The following is a 19,622-nucleotide window of genomic DNA, read 5'->3' on the forward strand; positions in this document are numbered from 1 at the left end:
CCGGAACCACGCGAGGCTTCGGTGCGCAGACCCACGATAAAAGACGTCGCAGAGCGCGCCGAGGTGTCGCTCAAGACCGTCTCGCGCGTCATCAACGACGAACCCAGCGTGCAGGCGAGCACGCGTGCCCGCGTGAAGCGCGCCATCGACGACCTGGGTTACCAGCCCGATCCGTCGGCGCGCAGCCTGCGCAGCGCGCAGAACTACGCGCTCGGCCTGGTCTACGACAACCCAAACCCCTATTACGTCATCGCGGTGCAGAACGGCGTGCTGTCGGTCTGCCGCGAGACCGGCTACGGCCTGCAGATCCATCCCTGCGATTCGTCCTCGCCCAACCTCGCCAGCGAGCTGATCGACCTGGTCCAGCATTCGCGCCTGGCCGGGCTGGTGCTGGCGCCGCCGATGTCGGAGCGAAATGAGCTGGTGACCGAGCTGGTCGCGCATGGCATCCGCCTGGTGCGCATCGTCTCGGCCGCCGCCGACCCGCAGGACGGCAGCGCCTGCATCTACGTCGACGACCGCGACGCCGCCTACGAGATCACCGAGCACCTGATCCAGCTCGGCCACAGCCGCATCGGTTTCCTCTGGGGCGGCAAGTCGCACGGCTCGTCCTGGGAGCGCTACAAGGGTTACGAGGACGCGCTTCGCGAGTACGGCATCACCCTCGACCCGGACCTGGTGGTCGAGGGCGACTACTCCTTCGACGACGGTTTTCGCGGTGCCCGCCGCCTGTTCGCGCTGGCCGACCGGCCGACCGCGATCTTCGGCAGCAACGACGAGATCGCCGCCGGCGTGCTGGCAGCCGCCAAGTCCAGCGGCATGAACGTGCCGTACGACCTGTCGATCGCCGGCTTCGAGGACAGCCCGTTCTCCAAGCAGAGCTGGCCGGCGCTGACCACGGCCAAGCAGGCCACGCAGGAGATCGCGCGCCACGCCGCGCACCGCCTGCTGCAGGAGATCCGCGAGCACGCCCCGAGCCGGCCGCTGCCCAACGAGGGCTTCAGCCCCGAGCTGGTGGTGCGCGGTTCGACTGCGCCGCCGCGACCGAAGGCCTGACCACTTCACCTGCCTTTATCGCCCCATCGCGCAGGCTGCTGCGGCCTGCGTTTCCTCGCGAGGGGAGCTTCGATGTCGGCCTTGCCTGTTGCCCCGCCCGCGCCCGAGGCCCTGAAGGATCCGGCGCTGGTTCCGCTGTTCGAACAGGACCGCACCCTGGTCAAGCTCGGTCGCGGCATCCGCGTGCTCAAGGCCATCGACTGGCCGATGGAACTGGAAGAGCGCTTCCTCGCTGGCTGGCGCGTCGGTCGCCCCGAATTGCCGGAGCCGCCGACGCAGCCGCATCCGATGGAATCGGAGATCGAGGGCCTGGATGACCTGCTCGGGCGCATCGATCGCGGCCACCCGCTGGGCATGTGGCTGTACAAGTCGGCCTGGAGCTACCGCGTCGCCGCGCAGATGCTCGGCGCGATCGGCACCCCCGAGTACACCCGTTGTTCGGCGCTGCTGTACGGACGCCCCGACCACCTCTACCCGAGCCAGGACTCGACCAATGCCGACGTCGCCCGGGAATTGCTGCGCGTCACCGATGAGCTGATCAACGACCGCCTGCTGCCCGAAGTGCCGATGGACATCGAAGCGCCCGAGTTCGCCCGGCGCCTGCGCGAGCGCATCGATCCGTTCTTCAACCACGACAAGGTCGAGGTCGTGCTGGATCCGAACCTGGCCTCCAAGGCCACGGCCGGCAGCAAGCGGGTGACGCTGCGGGCCACGGCGATGTTTTCCGAGCGCGACCTCGAGCAGCTGATCCAGCACGAAGCCTTCATCCACACCCTGACCGCGCTCAACGGCAAGCACCAGCCCTACCTGACATCGCTGGGCTGCGGCGCGCCACGCACCACGCGTGCCCAGGAAGGCCTGGCGACGTTCTCGGAGATCATCACCGGCGCCATCGACATCGCCCGCCTGCGTCGGGTCGCGCTGCGCGTGGTGATGGTGGAACAGGCGTTGAAGGGCGCCGATTTCATCGAAGTGTTCCGCGGATTCCTCGATGCCGGGCAGAGCGAAGTCGAGAGTTACCGCAGCGCGGCGCGCGTCTTCCGCGGCGGCAACGTCCGGGGCCTGGTCTGCTTCACCAAGGACGGCGCCTACCTGGAAGGCGTGCTGCGGATCTACGCCTTCATCTGCAAGGCCCTGCACGAAGGTCGCGGCGAGCTGTTGCCGCTGCTGTTCTGCGGGCGCGTGACCGTCGCCGACACCGTGGTGCTGGAGCCATACCGCAACAATGGCCTGATCGTGCCGCCGCGCTACGTGCCACCTTGGGCGCGCGACCCGCAACGGGTGCTGTCGGTCATGGCGTTCTCGACCGTGGTCCAGCGTCTGCGCCTGGAAAACCTGACGCTGCAACGCTTCGTCGACGCCGAGGCCGAGACGGTCGAGTCGTCCGGCATCGGCGACTAGCCTCCCAGGGCGCATTGGCCTGCCTGCGCCCTGCCCGGCGTTTACGTCTGGGCCGGCTGGCTCTGCAACTCCCCCGATGCGGAGGACGCCAACGGAAACGGTACCGACGGAGGGTGCCGCGCCACATCGAGGTCCGCCCGGCTACCCGGCCCCGGGGCGGAAGGGCGCTTGAGGTCGGGATTTCCGAACTGCGAGTGACCGCTCCGGCTTCATCCATGCCTGCAGACATGCCCTGACATCGGACCTTCGCGCTCGCGGCGAGCCACGGAGAATCCACCATGAAACCCATCCTCGTACCGGCCCTGTGCGTGGCCGCTTTCGCGTGCGCGTCCGTTTTTTCGGCCGCCTGCGCCCAAGACATGGCCAAGACCGCCGGCAAGAACGCCAAAGTCCTGCTCGACAACGACAAGGTGCGCGTCCTGGAATTGAACATGCCACCCGGCGCGAGCACCGGCCTGCACTCGCACGGCGACAACGTCGTCTATTTCGTCACCGGCGGCACGGCAACGCAGGTCACCAATGGCGAGTCCAAGACCATGACCCGCAAGCCCGGCGAAGCGATCTGGAGCGGCCCGGTGACGCACGACACCACCAACTCCGGCAAGACCGCGGTCAAGACGGTGATCATCGAGCTGAAGTAGCTTTCCAGAAGCAGGAAGGGAGCCCCATGGCTCCCTTCCCTCCTTCCGTAGCCCGGGTAAGCGAAGCGCACCCGGGGTTCATGCGTGTCAGCGTGTCGTTTCCAGGGGCGGCTTCTTCCAGCTGTGGTCGACCACCGACGGCGCCGGGCTGTAGTTGCGCAGGATCGCGTAGAACGGGCCGTTTGGTGCCGGCAGCCAGTTGCTCTCCTTGTCCTTGCCCGGCGAGGCGTGCTGCAGGTACAGGGTCAAGCCGCCGTCGGCGTCGCGCTTGAGCTTGGACAGCATCGGCGAGTTGATCAGGTAACGGTTGATCGGGTTGTCGACCAGCAGCTTGCTCTTGCCGTCGTACATCGTGATCGACCAGAACGCATTGGTCGGCGGCAGGCTGTCCTTGCCGAAGTGCAGCGAGTAGTCGTGCTGGGAAGCATCCAGCGGCGCGCCCTTGGCGTCGACGAAGTAACTCAGGTAATCGGCCTCGGAACCGGAATTGCCGTAGATGCCCAGCTTGGCGCCGGCGAAGCGGTAGAGGCTGTTGCCCTTGAGGAAATCGCGGGTACCGAAGAAATCAGCGCTGAAAAGCTGCTCGGTGTTGATCTTGGTCGCGGTCAGTTCCTGCAGGTCCTTGTCGGCGTCGGCGATGCCGTCGAGCAGGGCCTGGCGGGTTTCCGGCGACAGCGCCGCTTCGTCGAACGGCTTGCCCGGGGCGATGCCGATCGTTTCGAACCGCTTGCGCAGGTCGGCGTCGGCCGGATTGGGCGGCATGAACTGCAGCAGGAAGTTGAGGTAGCTGAAGAAGCCAAGGTCGTTGGCCTTGGCGGCGTCATAGGCGGGGAAGTCGATCTTCGCCGCCGGCGCCGGTGCCGGCGTGCCGAGGAATGCGCTCAGCGGCTGCGCCTTGTACTGGGCCTGCAGCTTCTTGACGTTGGCCAGGTCGTCCGGCGCGAACAGCTGGGTGCGGATCAGCCCGTAGGCGAACTGCGTCTCGGCCTGGAACACCTTGTCGATGCCCTTGGGCGTCTCACCCTTCCAGTCGGGACCGGCGACCAGGTACTTTCCGGCCTTGCCCTGGGTCAGCGCTTTGTTGATGTAGGCGAAGTTGTAGGTGTACATGTCGATCAGCTGGACCGAGAAATAGCGTTTCTCGCCCAGCGCCGGGATCGTGATCACCACCGGTTCCGCGCGCAGGTCCATCCACAGGAACGAGTACGGCGTGTCCGAGTTCGGCGTGATGATCGCGGTGTCTTTCGGCGTCGCGACGCTGGCAGCGCTGCCGATCTGGTTGAACGGCGCGTGGAAGTCGGGGCCGCCGGCGTTGATGGCCTGCGCGTACATCGACTTGTAGTTCTCCACGACCGGGAAGCCCCAGGTGTAGGCATCCTTGGCGATGGCGCGCGCTTCGGCCACCTGGTCGGCCTGGCCCGCGGCCGCGGGTTGATCCGTCGTGGTTGCTGCCGGAGGCGTTTCGGGTTTGCAGGCGGGCAGTGCCAGCGCGATCGCGACTGCGGCAAGCAGTGCTGACAGGCGCATGGCCGACAAGGAAGGCTTCATGGAACGTCCCCACGTGGATGGTGGGGCGATGCTAGGACGCTCGCTGTGTGCGCCCCCTTCACACCTGTCTTGCTGAAGCGAGCCTGCTTTCGCGCAGGCCCGCTCCCGGGGGCATCAGGCGCGCAGCAGCGTCGCCGCGCGTGCCAGGGCCTCGATCGCACCCCATTCCTCGGCGGCCACCAGGCGCGAGGGCGTGATCCACGAACCACCGACACAGGCGACGTTCGGCGTGGCCAGGTAGTCGCGGGCGTTGTGCGCGCCGATGCCGCCGGTCGCGCAGAAGCGGATCTCCGGCAGCGGCCCGTGCAGCGAACGCAGCGCCGCGGCGCCGCCTGCGGCCTCGGCCGGGAAGAACTTCTGGAAGATGAAGCCGTGCTCGGACAACGTCATCGCCTCGCTGGCGGTCGCCGCACCGGGCAACCACGGCAGCGGCGAATCCTTGGCCGCTGCGATCAGGTCTGGCGTCGAGCCCGGCGAGACGGCGAAGCGCGCGCCGGCCTGTTGCGCGTCGAGCAGGTCCTGCGGCTTGCGCACCGTGCCGACGCCGACGATGGCGCCTTCGACTTCATTGGCAATTGCACGCACTGCATCGAGTGCCGCGCGCGTGCGCAGCGTGATCTCGATCGCGGGGATGCCGCCGGCGACCAGCGCGCGCGCCATCGACACGGCGTGGCGGGCGTCCTCGATCACCACCACCGGCATCACCGGCGCGACGTGCAGTACGGATTCAAGCAGGCCCATCAACGTTTCTCCAAGTGAGTCTCAAAGCTGTGTTGTCATTCCCGCGAAGGCGGGAATGACGGTGATTGACAGGCGGCTCATCCGGCAACGCCGAAGATGCCGCCACCGAGGTCGGCAGTCGCCGCGGCGCCGCGGAACACCGCAAACAGCTCGCGCCCCATGCCGACATGGCTGGCCGACAGATCCGCGTCGGCATGCTCGCGCAGCTTCCATTCGTCGGCCGCCACCAGCACTTCGAGCTTGCCGTTGCGCGCGTCCACGCGGACCACGTCGCCGTCGCGCAGGCGGGCGATGTCGCCGCCACAGGCTGCCTCGGGGCTGACATGGATCGCCGCGGGAACCTGACCAGAAGCGCCGGACATGCGCCCGTCCGTCACCAGCGCGACGCGGTGGCCGCGCTTTTGCAACACGGCCAGTGTCGGCGTGAGCTGGTGCAGCTCCGGCATGCCATTGGCACGCGGGCCCTGGAAGCGCACGACCACGACCACGTCGCGGTCGAGTTCGCCGCGCTCGAATGCGTGCTTGACCTGGCCCTGTTCGGAGAACACGCGGCACGGCGCTTCGATGACCCAGCGATCCTCCGGCACCGCCGAAACCTTGATCGCGGCAGTGCCGAGCGGACCGTGCAGCACGCGCAGCCCACCGTCGGCACGGAACGGGTCGGCGACCGGACGCAGGACCGTGGGATCGCCGCTGAGTCCGGCCGCCGGCACGTAGTCAACCTGCTGCTCCGGTGCCAGCCTGGCCTCGACGCGATAGCGCGCCAGGCCCGGGCCGGCGACGGTCTCGACGTCGCCGTGCGCCAGTCCGGCGTCAAGCAGTTCGCCGATCAGGAAGGCGAGCCCGCCTGCGGCATGGAAATGGTTCACGTCGGCGCTGCCGTTGGGATACACGCGCGCCAGCAGCGGCACCACCGACGACAGTGCATCGAAGTCTTCCAGGCGCAGCTCGATGCCGGCGGCGGCGGCGATCGCGATCAGGTGAAGCAGGTGGTTGGTCGAGCCACCGGTCGCATGCAGCCCGACGACGCCGTTGACGATGGCGCGCTCGTCGATGATGCGGCCGACCGGACGGTAATCGTCGCCGAGGGCGGTGATCTCTGCGGCGCGGCGCGCGGCCTGCGCGGTCAGCGCATCGCGCAGCGGGTTGTCCGGGTTGATGAAGCTCGCGCCCGGCAGGTGCAGGCCCATCAGCTCCATCAGCATCTGGTTGGAGTTGGCGGTGCCGTAGAAGGTGCAGGTGCCGGCGCCGTGGTAGCTCTGCGCTTCGGCTTCGAGCAGCTCCTCGCGCGTGGCTTCGCCGACGGCATAGCGCTGGCGCACGCGCGACTTCTCGTCGTTGGGCAAGCCGGAGGTCATCGGTCCGGCCGGGACGAAGATCGCCGGCAGGTGGCCAAAGCTCAGGGCGCCGATCAGCAGGCCCGGCACGATCTTGTCGCACACGCCCAGGTACAGCGCGGCATCGAACATGTCGTGCGAGAGCGACACCGCGGTCGACAGCGCGATCACCTCACGCGAGAACAGCGACAGCTCCATGCCGGCGCGGCCCTGGGTAACGCCGTCGCACATCGCCGGCACGCCACCGGCGACCTGCGCGGTCGCGCCGACGCTGCGCGCGGCCTGCTTGAGCAGGAACGGAAAGCGCTCCAGCGGCTGGTGCGCCGAGAGCATGTCGTTGTAGGCGTTGACGATGCCAAGGTTGGGCGCGTGGCCACTGCGCAGTGCGGCCTTGTCGCTGGGCGAGCAGGCGGCGAAACCGTGGGCGAGGTTGCCGCACGACAGCGTGGCGCGATGCGGCCCACGCCCGGCGGCGGCGTCGATGCGCGCCAGGTAGGCGGCGCGGCGGTCGCGGCTGCGCTCGACGATGCGTTGGGTGACTGCGGCGACTACGGGGTGCAGGGCAGACATGAACTTCAGGTTCCTGGTGGTCGATGCCCTCCCCCACAGGCTGGGGAAGGGCCGGAAACTAAGGGCTCCAGAACAGCATCGGCACCACCGGCGCACCGGTCAGCACCGAACGGATCGGCAGCTTCGAACGCGGATCGCGCGCGGCACCTTCAAGCACGCCGCGCTTCCTGGCGCCTTCGATGTGCAGGTACAGCGACGGCGCGGTGAAGATCGCGCTCAGTGTCAGCGTGATGCGCGGCTCCGGCGCCGACGCGCTTCGAACTGCGAGCACGGGCGCGCGACCGGTTGGCTGCAGGCCGATGTCGCGTCGCTCGAGATCGGGGAATAGAGATGCGACATGGCCGTCCTCGCCCATGCCGAGCACGACCACGTCGAGCGGCAGTGCTTCGTTGGCGACCTGGGTCAGCACCGGCAGCAACGCGCTTTCCGGGGTCGCGGTCGGGCGTCGCAGCGGCAGCAGCTGCGCCTGTGCAGCGGCGCCCTGGAACAGCGTTTCGCGCAGCAGGCGCTCGTTGGAGCGCGGATGGTCGGGCGCGACCCAGCGATCGTCGACCGGCACCACGGTGACGTGCGCCCAGTCCAGCGTCTGCTTCGACAGCTCGGTCAGGAAGGCGCGCGGCGTGGTGCCGCCGGACACGGCCAGGCGGGCATAGCCGCGTCGGGCGATCGCGCCGCGCAGGTCGGCGGCGACCGCCTTGGCCAGCGCTTCGGCGAGGTCGGCACGATCATCGAAAAGATGTTCGCGCAGCGGCAAGGGATCCGGGGTCAGCACGGTGAGTCGCTCCGCATGGATTCTTTTGGCCTGCGCGCCGGCTGGCACAGTGTTAGACAGCATCTTCATGCCAGGTCCTGCCGTCGCGTTCGATCAGCGCAACCGCGGCGCTCGGGCCCCAGCTTCCGGCCGTGTAGGCCTTGGGCGCTTCGGCGCTGGCTTCCCACGTGGCGCGGATCGGATCGATCCAGGCCCATGCCGCTTCGACTTCGTCGCGACGCATGAACAGCATCGGGTTGCCGCGCACCACGTCCATCAGCAAGCGTTCGTACGCTTCCGGCTGGCGACCGCCGAAGGTCTCGGCGAAGCTCAGGTCCATCGGCACGCGGCGCAGGCGCAGGCCACCCGGGCCCGGCACCTTGTTCATCAGCCACAACTTCACGCCCTCGTCGGGCTGCAGGCGGATGACCAGCTGGTTCGGATAGATCGGTTCGGCCAGCTCGCCGAAGATCGAATGCGGCACCTGGCGGAAGGTCACCACGATTTCCGACATGCGGTCGGCCAGGCGCTTGCCGGTGCGCAGGTAGAACGGCACGCCGGCCCAGCGCCAGTTGCGTACTTCGGCCTTGAGGGCGACGAAGGTTTCGGTGCGCGAGTCGTTGCGGCCCAGTTCTTCCAGGTAACCCGGCACCGGGCGGCCTTCGACCGCGCCGGCGCGGTACTGGCCGCGCACGGTCTGTTGCGTGGTCGCGCCATTCTCGATCGGGCGCAGCGCGCGCAGCACTTTCAGCTTCTCGTCTCGAATCGCATCGGCCGAGAGCGACGACGGCGGCTCCATCGCCACCAGGCACAGCAGCTGCAGGATGTGGTTCTGGACCATGTCGCGCAGCGCGCCGGACTTGTCGTAGTAGCTGGCGCGGCGCTCCAGGCCGACCGTTTCGGCCACGGTGATCTGCACGTGGTCGATGTGTTCGGCCTTCCACAACGGCTCGAACAGGGCATTGCCGAATCGCAGCGCGATCAGGTTCTGCACGGTCTCCTTGCCGAGGTAGTGATCGATCCGGTAGATCTGCGATTCGTCGAAGACCTTGCCGAGGGCGTCGTTGATGGCGACGGCGCTGTCGCGGTCGTGGCCGATCGGCTTTTCCACCACCACGCGGGTGTTGGCGCCGGTCAGGCCATGGGCCTGCAGACGGGCGCCGACGCTGCCGAACAGGTCCGGGCCGACGGCGAGGTAGAACACGCGGACCCGCGATTCGTCCGACAGCTCCGCCGCCAGTTCGGCCCAGCCGGTGTCGGCGCTGAGGTCGATGCGGCGGTAGCCGAGCATCTCCAGGAACGGTTCCAGTGCCGCCGGCGAACGCGGGTCGTCGGCGAGGGTCTTCTGCAAGGCCTCGCGGACACGTTCGCGGTAGGCCTCGTCACCCAAGGTGTCGCGGGCGAGTCCGAAGATCCGGGTCCCGGCGACGATCTGGCCGTCGACATAGCGGTGGAACAGGGCCGGCAGCAGCTTGCGCAGGGCCAGGTCGCCCGTGCCGCCGAAGATGATCAGATCGAAGGGCGCCATCGGCGCGATGGAGGGGCTCACGGGACGCTCCGCGCGGAAGGGGTGGGAGTAGCAGTCGGTAACGGGACCAGGAACAAGACCAGAACCATACCAGTGACGATACCAGTCAAATACCAGGCCCGCAAACCCCCGACTTTAGTCGCGTCCTGAATACGTATTCCTGGCCGGGTTGCCGTCATTGGTATCTCACTGGTATCTTTTGTCCATGCAGGACTATCTTGTCAACGAGTTCAGCCGCCAGGCCGATGCGCGTCGCGCGCCGGCCTATCAGCACCTGCGCCGGACCCTGCAGCACGCCATCGAGAACGGCGAGCTGACCGCCGGCCAGGCCCTGCCGAGCGAGCGCGAGCTGAGCAAGCTGCTCGACCTGTCGCGGGTCACCGTGCGCAAGGCCATTGCCGGCCTGGTCGGTGATGGCCTGCTGATGCAGCGCCAGGGCGCGGGCACCTTCGTCGCCGAGCGCATCGTCAAATCCTTTTCCAAGCTCACCAGCTTCACCGACGACCTGCGCGCACGCGGCCTGGATCCGACCTCGCGCTTCCTCGAGCGCAGCGTCGGCGAGGTCACACCCGACGAGGCGATGGCGCTGAACCTGTCGCCGGGCGCCCAGGTCGTGCGCTATTACCGCCTGCGCATCGCCGACGACATGGTGCTGGCGCTCGAGCGCACGGTCGTTCCGCAATCGGTGCTGGCCGATCCGGGCCTGGTCGAGAACTCGCTGTACGAGGCCTTCACCAAGCTCGGCCTGCGCCCGACCCGTGCTCTACAGCGCCTGCGCGCCATCGCTTTCGACGCCGAGCAGGCGCGGCTGATGAACCTGGCCGAGGGCAGCCCCGGTCTTTTCATCGAGCGCCGCACCTTCCTCGACGACGGCCGCATCGTCGAATACACGCGTTCGTTCTACCGCGGCGATGCTTACGATTTCGTTGCCGAACTGCAGAGCGAATGAGCGCCGGCGGCCTCCCATCGCTTTCCGCACCACGCCGAGCAATTCCAATCCTTCAGGACCACCCATGATCTCCCCCACCGCGACCAGGATGTACGCCGAGGCCGAGCAGACGGCCGACGTCGTTGCCGGCCAGTTCGCCGCCAATGCCGACATCATCGACGCTCTTGTCGCCCGCCTGCGCAAGGATCCGCCGGCCTTCATCGTCACCTGCGCACGTGGCAGCTCCGACCATGCCGCGACCTATGGCAAGTATCTGTTCGAGACCACCCTCGGCCTGATCACCGCCTCGGCCTCGCCCTCGGTCGGCTCGGTCTACGCGGTGCAGCCGCACATGCGTGGCGCGCTGTTCGTGGCGATCTCGCAGTCTGGCAAGAGCCCCGACCTGGTCCGCAACGCCGAGATCGCCAAGGCCGCCGGCGCGCTCGTCGTGGCCTTGGTCAATGTCGAAGACTCGCCGCTGGCCAGGATTGCCGACACGGTGATCCCGCTGCGCGCCGGTCCGGAGACCAGCGTCGCGGCAACCAAGAGCTATCTGTGTTCGCTGGCGGCGCTGCTGCAGCTGACCGCCCGCTGGAGCGGCGATGCCGCCCTGCTCAAGGCCACCGATGAACTGCCTGCCGCCCTGCGCGCCGCCTGGGCACAGGACTGGTCGCCGCTGGTCGAAGGTTTGAAGGATGCGCACAACCTGTTCGTCGTCGGTCGCGGCCTCGGTCTCGGCGCAGCCCAGGAGGCGGCGCTCAAGTTCAAGGAAACCTGCGGCCTGCACGCCGAGGCGTTCTCCTCGGCCGAGGTCAAGCACGGACCGATGGCCATCGTCGGCCCCGGCTTCCCGGTGCTGGCCTTTGCCCAGGACGATGACACCGGCGCCGGCACGGTCGCGGTGGTCGAGGAATTCCACAAGCGCGGCGCACCGGTCTGGCTGGCGCGCCCCGGCGCCCACCGTGACGACGCCCTGCCGATGCCGGCATCGCCGCATCCGGCCTGCACGCCGTTGCTGGCGGTGCAGAGCTTCTACAAGGCGGTCAATGCACTGGCGGTGGCGCGTGGCCACAACCCGGATGTGCCGCCTCATCTGAACAAGGTCACCGAGACGGTCTGATGCCATGACGCCCTCGACCAGCACGACCACCGCCTTCCACAACGGCCACGTCCTCACCGACCACGGCTTCGAGACCGACGTCTGCGTGATCGTGGAAGACGGCCACATCGTTGCCGTGCTGCCCGGCGCCGCCCCCAAGGGTGCGCAGGTCGTCGACCTCGCCGGCGGCTACCTGGTGCCGGGCTTCATCGACACCCAGGTCAACGGTGGCGGCGATGTGCTGTTCAATGACGAGCCGACGGTGGCGGGCCTGCGCACGATCGCGACGGCGCACCGCAAGTTCGGCACCACCGGCATGATGCCGACGCTGATCAGCGACGACACCGGGGTGATGGCGCGCGCCATTGCCGCCACACGCGAGGCGATCTCGCTGGGCGTGCCGGGCATCCTCGGCATCCACCTGGAAGGCCCGTACCTCAACGCCGCGCGCAAGGGCGTCCACGACCCGGCCAAGTTCCACACCCCGGACGAGGACGAACTCGACCTGGTCGCCTCGCTCGGCAACGGCCGCACGATGCTGACCCTGGCCCCGGAGCGCTTTTCCGCCGCCACGCTGCGCGAGCTGGCCGCGCGCCGACTCATCCTCTGCGCCGGGCACACCGCTGCCACCTACGAACAGATGCGCGACGGCTTCAGCGCCGGCATCCGCGGCGTCACCCACCTGTTCAACGCGATGACGCCGATGAACAGTCGCGAGCCTGGCGGGGTCGGCGCGGCGCTGGAGAATACGTACACCTGGTGCGGCCTGATCGTCGACGGTTACCACGTCCACGACGCCACGCTGCGGGTGGCGATCGCGGCACGACCGCGCGGAAAGATGATGCTGGTGACCGACGCGATGCCGCCGGTCGGCGGCGAGCGCGAGGACTTCGAGCTCTACGGCGTGACCATGACCTGCCGCGACGGCAAGTGCACCACCGCCGACGGCACCCTCGCCGGCTCGGCGCTGGACATGGCCGGTGCGGTCCGCAACACGGTCCAGCGGCTGGGCCTTTCCCTGGAGGAAGCCTGCCGCATGGCCTCGACCTACCCGGCCGAGTTCCTCGGCCTGGGCGGCGAACTGGGGCGAATCGCTCCGGGCTTCCGTGCCGATCTGGTGATGCTGGACGAGGCGCTGCAGGTGCGCGGCACCTGGATCAACGGCCAGGGCTGAGCCCCGGTTGCGGGATTGGCTGAATGGGGCGCGGCGCCGGCCGCGAGGCGTCGCCGTGCCCGGCAGCCGGCTCAGATTCGTGTGACTGCTACAATTCCGAGTCTTTGCTCGGACTTTTGCGTCGCGACCACCCGTCGCGAGGCATGGTTACGGGCGTCCGCAGCCACCCCCGCGCCCCCCGGCGCGCCGGAGCCACGCATGACCAGCACCGCCGAACTCAGCTCGCCGTCCTCGGCGAATACCGCGCTTACCAACTCGGTGCTCGATACCGACTACTCGCTCGAGCACAAGTACAGCCGCGAACAGGGCCGCATCTACCTGAGCGGTGTGCAGGCGCTGGTCCGCCTGCCGCTGATGCAGCGCCTGCGCGACCAGGCCGCCGGGCTCGACACCGCCGGTTTCATCTCCGGCTACCGCGGCAGCCCGCTGGGCGGCTTCGACCTGGAGCTGTGGCGCGCGCGCAAGCACCTGGAAGCGGCCGGCGTGAAGTTCACCCCGGGCCTCAACGAAGACCTCGGCGCGACCATGGTCTGGGGCACGCAGCAGACCAATCTGTTCCCGGGCGCCAAGGTCGAAGGCGTGTACGGCATGTGGTACGGCAAGGGCCCGGGCGTGGACCGCACCGGCGACGTGTTCAAGCACGCCAATGCCGCCGGCACCTCGAAGTTCGGTGGCGTGCTCGCACTGGCCGCCGACGACCATGCCTGCCGCTCGTCGACGCTGCCGCACGGCTCGGAGGACGAGTTCGTCAGCGCGATGATGCCGATCCTCAACCCGGCCGGCGTCCAGGACATCCTCGACATGGGCGTGCTCGGCTGGGCGATGTCGCGCTACACCGGTCGCTGGGTCGGCTTCAAGACGATCGCCGAGACTGTGGAGTCGTCGGCCTCCATCGACGTCAACCCGCTGGCGATGCAGATCGTCATGCCGGACGACTTCGAAATGCCGGTTGGCGGCCTCAACATCCGCTGGCCCGATCCGCCGATGGACCAGGAAATGCGCCTGCACCGCTATGCGGTCAAGGCTGCGCAGGCCTTCGCCCGCGCCAACGGCATCGACCGCACCGTCATTGATTCGCCGCGCGCGCGCCTGGGCATCGTCACCACCGGCAAGTCCTATCTCGACGTGCTGCAGGCGCTGGAATACCTGGGCCTGGACGAGAACGCCTGCGCCGAGCTGGGCATCCGCGTCTACAAGGTCGGCATGACCTGGCCGCTGGAGCCGGTCGGCATCACCCGTTTCGCGCAAGGACTTGAAGACATCGTCGTCGTCGAGGAAAAGCGCGCCTTCATCGAACGCCAGATGAAGGAGTACATGTACAACTGGAGCGGCCAGCGTCCGTCGATCGTCGGCAAGTACGACGAACAGGGCGAGTGGATCCTGCCGTCCACCGGCGAGCTGACCCCGGCGACCATCGCCGGCGTGATCGGCCGTCGCATCCAGAAATTCCACAACAGCGAGCACATCGAGAACGTGCTGCGCTGGATGGCCGAGAAGGAGTCCGAGCTGGCCCTGCCGCGCGCGCAGTTCCCGCGCGTGCCGCACTACTGCTCCGGCTGCCCGCACAACACCTCGACCGTGGTGCCGGAAGGCTCGCGCGCCCTTGGCGGCATCGGTTGCCATTACATGGTGACCTGGATGGACCGCAGCACCGACACCTTCACCCACATGGGCGGCGAAGGCGTGACGTGGTCGGGGCAGGCGGCATTCACCGAAACCCAGCACGTGTTCCAGAACCTCGGCGACGGCACCTACTTCCACTCCGGCTCGCTGGCAATCCGCCAGTCGGTCGCGACCGGCGTCAACATCACCTACAAGATCCTCTACAACGACGCGGTCGCGATGACCGGCGGCCAGCCGGTCGACGGCACGCTGTCGGTGCCGCAGATCGCCCATCAGGTGCGTTCGGAAGGCGTGCAGACCATCGTGCTGGTGTCGGACGACATCGCCAAGTGGAACAAGCGCGAGATCTTCCCGTCCGATGTCGAGTTCTTCGATCGCAAGGAACTGGACACCGTCCAGAAGCGCCTGCGCGAAGTGAAGGGCACCAGCGTCCTGATCTACGACCAGACCTGCGCCACCGAGAAGCGCCGCCGTCGCAAGCGCGGCAAGATGGTCGATCCGCAGAAGCGGGTGATGGTCAACTCGCTGGTCTGCGAAGGCTGCGGCGACTGCGGCAAGAAGTCGTTCTGCGTGTCGGTGCTGCCGAAGGAGACCGAGTTCGGCCGCAAGCGCGAGATCGACCAGTCCAACTGCAACAAGGACTACTCCTGCGTCAACGGCTTCTGCCCGAGCTTCGTGACGGTGGAAGGCGGTGGCCTGCGCAAGAAGAAAGGCAGCGGCGCAAAGGATCGCCTGAGCGACCTGCCGATGCCGCAGCTGCCCTCGCTCGACCAGCCCTGGAACATCCTGATCACCGGCGTCGGCGGCACCGGCGTGGTCACGATCGGCGCGCTGCTCGGCATGGCCGGCCACCTCGAGGGCAAGGGCGCCAGCGTGCTCGACCAGACCGGCCTGGCCCAGAAGGGCGGCGCGGTCACCACCCACATCCGCATCGCCCGCACCCCGGCCGACATCCACGCCGTGCGCATCGCCGCTGGCGAGGCCGACCTGGTGCTGGGCTGCGACATGGTCGTGGTCAACGATTACTGGGCCCTGTCGAAGGTGCGCTCGGGCCGCAGCTCGGTCGTGCTCAACAGCTACGAGGCGATGCCGGGCACGTTCACCACGCGTCCGGACATGCAGTTCCCGGCGACCGACATCATCGCCGCGATCAAGGTCGCGCTCGGTGGCAAGGACCCGCACGTGGTCGACGCCACCCAGCTGGCCACCGCGCTGATGGGCGATGCGATCGCGTCGAACCTCTTCATCCTCGGCTACGCCTGGCAGCAGGGGCTGGTGCCGCTGTCGCTGGATTCGATCATGCGTGCGGTCGAGCTCAACGGCGCCGCGATCGAGATGAACAAGACCGCCTTCGCCTGGGGCCGTCTGGCCGTGGTCGATCCCAAGGCCGTCGCCGAGTCTGCAGGCCTGGTGCGCAACGCACAGACCGCCGCCGAGGCCACCCCGGGCGAGCTGCCGATGCTGTCGCCGGGCGCCTGGGAAGGCAACGAGTGGGGCGCGACCAGCGCACCGCGCACGACCCGCAAGGAAGACGAGCTGCGCCACGTGCCTGCACATGGCGGTGACAACGTCGCGTTCCTGCCGCTCGACGACGCGCGTCTGTCGCGCTCGCTCGACGAAGTGGTCTCGCGCCGCGTCGCCTTCCTGACCGAGTACCAGGACGCCGGCTACGCCAAGCGCTACAGCGATTTCGTTGCGCGCGTGCACGCGGCCGAGCGCAACGTCGCCGGCACCACCGACCTGACCGAAGCCGTCGCCCGCTACGCCTTCAAGCTGATGGCCTACAAGGACGAGTACGAAGTCGCGCGCCTGTACACCAGCGGCGATTTCCAGAAGAAGCTCGAACAGCAGTTCGACGGCGACTACAAGCTGAAGTTCCACCTCGCTCCGCCGCTGCTGGCGAAGAAAGACGCGCAGGGCCGCCTGATCAAGCAGGAGTTCGGTCCGTGGGTGTTCACCGCGTTCAAGTGGATGGCCAAGCTGCGCTTCCTGCGTGGCGGCGCCTTCGACATCTTCGGCAAGACCGAGGAGCGCAAGATGGAGCGCCAGCTGATCGTCGACTACTTCGCCACGATCGAAGGCCTGCTCGGCAAGCTCGACCGCAGCAATGTCGGCCTGGCCGCCGAGATCGCCGGCATCCCCGAGCACATCCGCGGCTACGGCCACGTCAAGGAAGACCACCTGCACAAGGCCAAGGCGCGCGAAGCCGAGTTGCTGAAGGAGTGGGACAACCCGCTGCGGATCGTCAAGGTGGCGTAACCGCCCAGGCGACGCGCACGCTTGAACTCAAGGCCGGCCCCCTCAGGGCCGGCCTTTTTCATGCCCCCACCGGCAGCCCGGGGGGCTTGGTGGCGCGGGTGCATTGCCTTGTTCCGCAACATCGTCGCCACTGCGACGCCAATCCTCGTGCGCACCGATTTGCCCCGAGGGCGCCACTTATGGGGTGAGGACGCGATGGCATGACCCGGGGAACGTTCCCTATCCCAGTCGTCGCGGCCGATTCCCGCACCTCGCGCCCCCGCTATTGGAGATATGCCCCATGAAGTCAGCCGCCATGAAGTCAGCCGCCATGAAGTCATCCATCACGAAGTCACCCATCGTTCCCGTTTCCGGCGTCGCCCTGGCCCTGATCGCCGCCGGCATGGCCTTTACCGCCCCCACCGCCAGCGCCAAGGCCAAGTCGTCCGACACGGTCGAGCTCGTGCACTGTTCCGGCGTGAACGCGTGCAAGGGCCACAACGACTGCAAGACCGCCGACAACGCCTGCAAGGGCCAGGGCAGCTGCAAGGGCAAGGGCTTTGTCGCCGCCACCAAGCAGGCCTGCGACGACATCGGTGGCAAGCGCGTCGACCGCAAGGTCAGCGTCACTGCCGAAGCCAGCAGCCAGGTGCACTGCTACGGCGTCAACGCCTGCAAGGGCCACAACGACTGCAAGACCGCCGACAACGCCTGCAAGGGCCACGGCAGCTGCAAGGGCAAGGGATTCGTCGCCCTGCCGGCGGCCAGCTGCGCCAACACCGGCGGCAACGCCGGGTGAGCGCGCGCGTCGCGACTGGCGGCGCAGACCACTCCGGCGCACACGCGCCGGAGTCCCGTCCCTGGCTCGGCTTCGGACTGGGGCTGCGCCCCGAATACTTCGAGCAGATCCTGGCCTCGCCGCCACCGGTCGACTGGTTCGAGATCATCTCGGAGAACTTCATGGTCGCCGGTGGCAAGCCCCTCCACTACCTCGACCGCATCCGCGCGCGCCATCCCGTCGCGATGCACGGCGTGTCGCTGTCGATCGGTGGCACCGACCCGCTCGACCGCGGCTACCTGCAACGGCTGCGCGAGCTGATGCACCGCATCGAACCGGCCTGGGTCTCCGATCACCTGTGCTGGACCGGCGTCGACGGCATCAACAGCCACGACCTGCTGCCGCTGCCCTACAACGAAGCCACGATCGGGCACGTGGTCGAGCGCGTGCAGCAGGTGCAGGAGTTCCTCGGCCGCGAGCTGCTGCTGGAAAACCTCAGCAGCTACGTCGAGTTCCGCGATTCGGACATGCCCGAATGGGAGTTCGTCGCCTGCATCGCCCGGCGCAGCGGTTGCCGGATCCTGCTGGACGTCAACAACATCCAGGTCAGCGCGCGCAACCACGGATTCGATCCGCACGATTACCTGGCGGGCATTCCGGCCGACCGGGTCTGGCAGGTGCACCTGGCCGGCCACAGCGACTACGGCACGTACTGCGTCGACACCCACAACCATGACGTGCCCGAATCGGTGTGGTCGCTGTACGAGAGCGCGATTGGCCGCTTTGGCGCGGTCAGCACGATGATCGAGCGTGACGACCACTTTCCTCCGTTGCCGGAGCTGCTGGCGGAGCTCGATCTGGCGCGGGCGGCGTTTGCCCGCGCCGTGCCGGTGGCATCGACGTGACCACCCGGCCCGACACGGACGATCGGCTGGCCCGCCTGCAACGCGGTCTGCTGGCGCAGGTGCGCGGCTGTGGCGCTGACGGTGGCGCTGACGGTGGCGCCGAACGTGGCATCGACGGACTGCTCGCCCACGGCCGGATGCCTGCCGCACTGGGTCTTGGCATCTACAGCCATGCCTACGGCGCGCGCCTGCGGGAAGCGCTCGAGCACGACCACGCGGTGCTGGGCATCTACCTGGGCGATGCGCTGTGGGAACGCATGTGCGAGGGCTACATCGCCACGCATCCCTCGCGCGTGCGGTCGTTGCGCGATTTCGCTTCGGACCTGCCCGGTTTCCTTGCCAGCGCCGAGCCGTTCGCTGCGCATCCCCAGCTGGCGGATCTGGCCCGGTTCGAGCGCTGCCTGCTCGACGGATTCGATGCTGCCGATGGCGAGCGCCTGGCCTGGGACGACCTGCTGGCCCTGCCGGAGGCGGCCTGGCCCTTCCTGCAACCGACCCTGCATCCGAGCTTCCGGCTGTACCAGGCCGGATTCAACAGCGTCGAAATCTGGCAGGCGATCAAGGCCGGGCAGACGCCGCCTGCTGCTGCCACCACGCACGCCTGCTGGGGCCTGTGGCGCGACGAGGAGCGGGTCAGCCGCTTCCGCTCTCTTGATTCGCGCGAACGCATCGCCATCAGCCACCTCCTCCATGGCGGCGGTTTCGCCGGCCTGTGCGAGGCGTTGGCAACGGACCTGTCGCTGGACGACGTGCCGGCCGCGGCCATCGGCTACCTGCAGTCCTGGTGCGCGGAAGGCTGGTTGTCGCGACTGTGCTGACAGTTCCGGGCAGTGGGCGGTGCCAGAATCCCGGCATTGTCCTACCGGCAACCGCGCATGGATACCTTGCAACTGCAGGCGCACTGCGCGGGTCTTCGCGGCGCGACGCGGGAGCTTCATCCCGACCCGCGCAACATCCTGGTCTACAGCGTCGGCGACAAGACCTTCGCCTACTTCAAGACCAGCGAACCCGAGCGCTGGCGCTTCAGCATCAAGGTCTCGCCGGAGCGCTTCGTCGAACTGACCGATGTCGCCGGCATCAAACCGGCGCGCTTCATGGGCCGCTTCCGCTGGATCACGATAGTGGATGTGCGGCGCGTGCCCGAGGACTACCTGGTCGAACTGGTGGAGTGGTCGTACCAGCGCGCGTTGGATGGGCTGACCCGCAAGCGCCGTGCCCAGGCCCTGGGCGACGCGTAGCCCTGGCTAGCCCGGGCAAGCAAAGCGCACCCGGGACCCGAGTTGCGACACACCCCGGGTGCGCTT

Annotated in this window: 16 protein-coding genes; 11 read left to right on the forward strand and 5 right to left on the reverse strand. The window is 68.0% G+C overall.

Annotation, left to right across the window (positions count from 1 at the left end):
• Nucleotides 1-21 precede the first annotated feature (21 nt).
• The 3 genes from MNR01_RS10475 (at nucleotide 22) to MNR01_RS10485 (ending at nucleotide 3,098) form a co-directional block, all read left to right on the forward strand.
• Entirely contained in the window at nucleotides 22-1,056 is a 1,035-nt protein-coding gene (locus MNR01_RS10475; protein ID WP_241917754.1) for a LacI family DNA-binding transcriptional regulator, read from the forward strand.
• A 72-nt stretch (nucleotides 1,057-1,128) separates the two neighbouring features.
• Nucleotides 1,129-2,457: a flavohemoglobin expression-modulating QEGLA motif protein gene (locus MNR01_RS10480; RefSeq protein ID WP_241917755.1), complete on the forward strand. Its 1,329-nt coding sequence runs from the start codon at nucleotides 1,129-1,131 to the stop codon at nucleotides 2,455-2,457.
• Between the two features lie 359 nt (nucleotides 2,458-2,816).
• Entirely contained in the window at nucleotides 2,817-3,098 is a 282-nt protein-coding gene (locus MNR01_RS10485) for a cupin domain-containing protein (protein WP_241917756.1), read from the forward strand.
• Nucleotides 3,099-3,185: 87 nt separating this feature from the next.
• On the opposite strand, the gene MNR01_RS10490 is transcribed toward MNR01_RS10485, so the two are convergent.
• The 5 genes from MNR01_RS10490 to zwf all read right to left on the reverse strand — a co-directional run bounded on the left by MNR01_RS10490 (nucleotide 3,186) and on the right by zwf (nucleotide 9,573).
• Entirely contained in the window at nucleotides 3,186-4,646 is a 1,461-nt protein-coding gene (locus MNR01_RS10490) for a DUF1254 domain-containing protein (RefSeq protein ID WP_241917757.1), read from the reverse strand.
• A 114-nt stretch (nucleotides 4,647-4,760) separates the two neighbouring features.
• Nucleotides 4,761-5,387: a bifunctional 4-hydroxy-2-oxoglutarate aldolase/2-dehydro-3-deoxy-phosphogluconate aldolase gene (gene eda / locus MNR01_RS10495; RefSeq protein ID WP_200608147.1), complete on the reverse strand. Its 627-nt coding sequence runs from the start codon at nucleotides 5,385-5,387 to the stop codon at nucleotides 4,761-4,763.
• A gap of 77 nt (nucleotides 5,388-5,464) precedes the next feature.
• Complete coding sequence (gene edd, locus MNR01_RS10500; protein WP_241917758.1) at nucleotides 5,465-7,294, reverse strand: phosphogluconate dehydratase; 1,830 nt, start codon at nucleotides 7,292-7,294, stop codon at nucleotides 5,465-5,467.
• 58 nt (nucleotides 7,295-7,352) lie between these two features.
• Nucleotides 7,353-8,135, reverse strand: a complete 783-nt coding sequence (gene pgl / locus MNR01_RS10505; RefSeq protein WP_241917759.1) for a 6-phosphogluconolactonase — start codon at nucleotides 8,133-8,135, stop codon at nucleotides 7,353-7,355.
• Nucleotides 8,119-9,573, reverse strand: coding sequence for a glucose-6-phosphate dehydrogenase (zwf, locus tag MNR01_RS10510; RefSeq protein WP_241920589.1), 1,455 nt, complete (start codon nucleotides 9,571-9,573; stop codon nucleotides 8,119-8,121). Before zwf ends, pgl begins: the two co-directional genes overlap by 17 nt.
• A gap of 205 nt (nucleotides 9,574-9,778) precedes the next feature.
• Between zwf and MNR01_RS10515 the strand changes: the two genes are divergently transcribed.
• From MNR01_RS10515 to MNR01_RS10550, 8 genes are all read left to right on the forward strand, one after another.
• Nucleotides 9,779-10,522 (forward strand): GntR family transcriptional regulator, encoded by a 744-nt coding sequence (locus MNR01_RS10515; protein ID WP_241917760.1) that lies wholly within the window; start codon nucleotides 9,779-9,781, stop codon nucleotides 10,520-10,522.
• A gap of 64 nt (nucleotides 10,523-10,586) precedes the next feature.
• Complete coding sequence (locus MNR01_RS10520; RefSeq protein ID WP_241917761.1) at nucleotides 10,587-11,621, forward strand: SIS domain-containing protein; 1,035 nt, start codon at nucleotides 10,587-10,589, stop codon at nucleotides 11,619-11,621.
• 4 nt (nucleotides 11,622-11,625) lie between these two features.
• A complete protein-coding gene (nagA, locus tag MNR01_RS10525) occupies nucleotides 11,626-12,774 on the forward strand; it encodes an N-acetylglucosamine-6-phosphate deacetylase (protein ID WP_241917762.1) in 1,149 nt (382 codons plus the stop codon).
• Nucleotides 12,775-12,972: 198 nt separating this feature from the next.
• Complete coding sequence (locus MNR01_RS10530) at nucleotides 12,973-16,656, forward strand: indolepyruvate ferredoxin oxidoreductase family protein (RefSeq protein WP_241917763.1); 3,684 nt, start codon at nucleotides 12,973-12,975, stop codon at nucleotides 16,654-16,656.
• Between the two features lie 310 nt (nucleotides 16,657-16,966).
• Entirely contained in the window at nucleotides 16,967-17,434 is a 468-nt protein-coding gene (locus tag MNR01_RS10535; RefSeq protein ID WP_241917764.1) for a hypothetical protein, read from the forward strand.
• Complete coding sequence (locus MNR01_RS10540) at nucleotides 17,431-18,318, forward strand: DUF692 domain-containing protein (protein ID WP_241917765.1); 888 nt, start codon at nucleotides 17,431-17,433, stop codon at nucleotides 18,316-18,318. The genes MNR01_RS10535 and MNR01_RS10540 overlap by 4 nt, the downstream gene beginning before the upstream one ends.
• On the forward strand, nucleotides 18,315-19,136 hold the full coding sequence (locus tag MNR01_RS10545; RefSeq protein WP_241917766.1) for a DNA-binding domain-containing protein: 822 nt from the start codon (nucleotides 18,315-18,317) through the stop codon (nucleotides 19,134-19,136). The genes MNR01_RS10540 and MNR01_RS10545 overlap by 4 nt, the downstream gene beginning before the upstream one ends.
• A gap of 57 nt (nucleotides 19,137-19,193) precedes the next feature.
• The gene (locus tag MNR01_RS10550) at nucleotides 19,194-19,556 is read left to right on the forward strand and encodes an MmcQ/YjbR family DNA-binding protein (RefSeq protein WP_241917767.1); all 363 of its coding nucleotides are present in this window, start codon (nucleotides 19,194-19,196) and stop codon (nucleotides 19,554-19,556) included.
• Nucleotides 19,557-19,622: the final 66 nt, after the last annotated feature.

Origin of the sequence: Lysobacter sp. S4-A87 (assembly GCF_022637455.1) — a bacterium.
GTDB lineage: Bacteria > Pseudomonadota > Gammaproteobacteria > Xanthomonadales > Xanthomonadaceae > Lysobacter_J.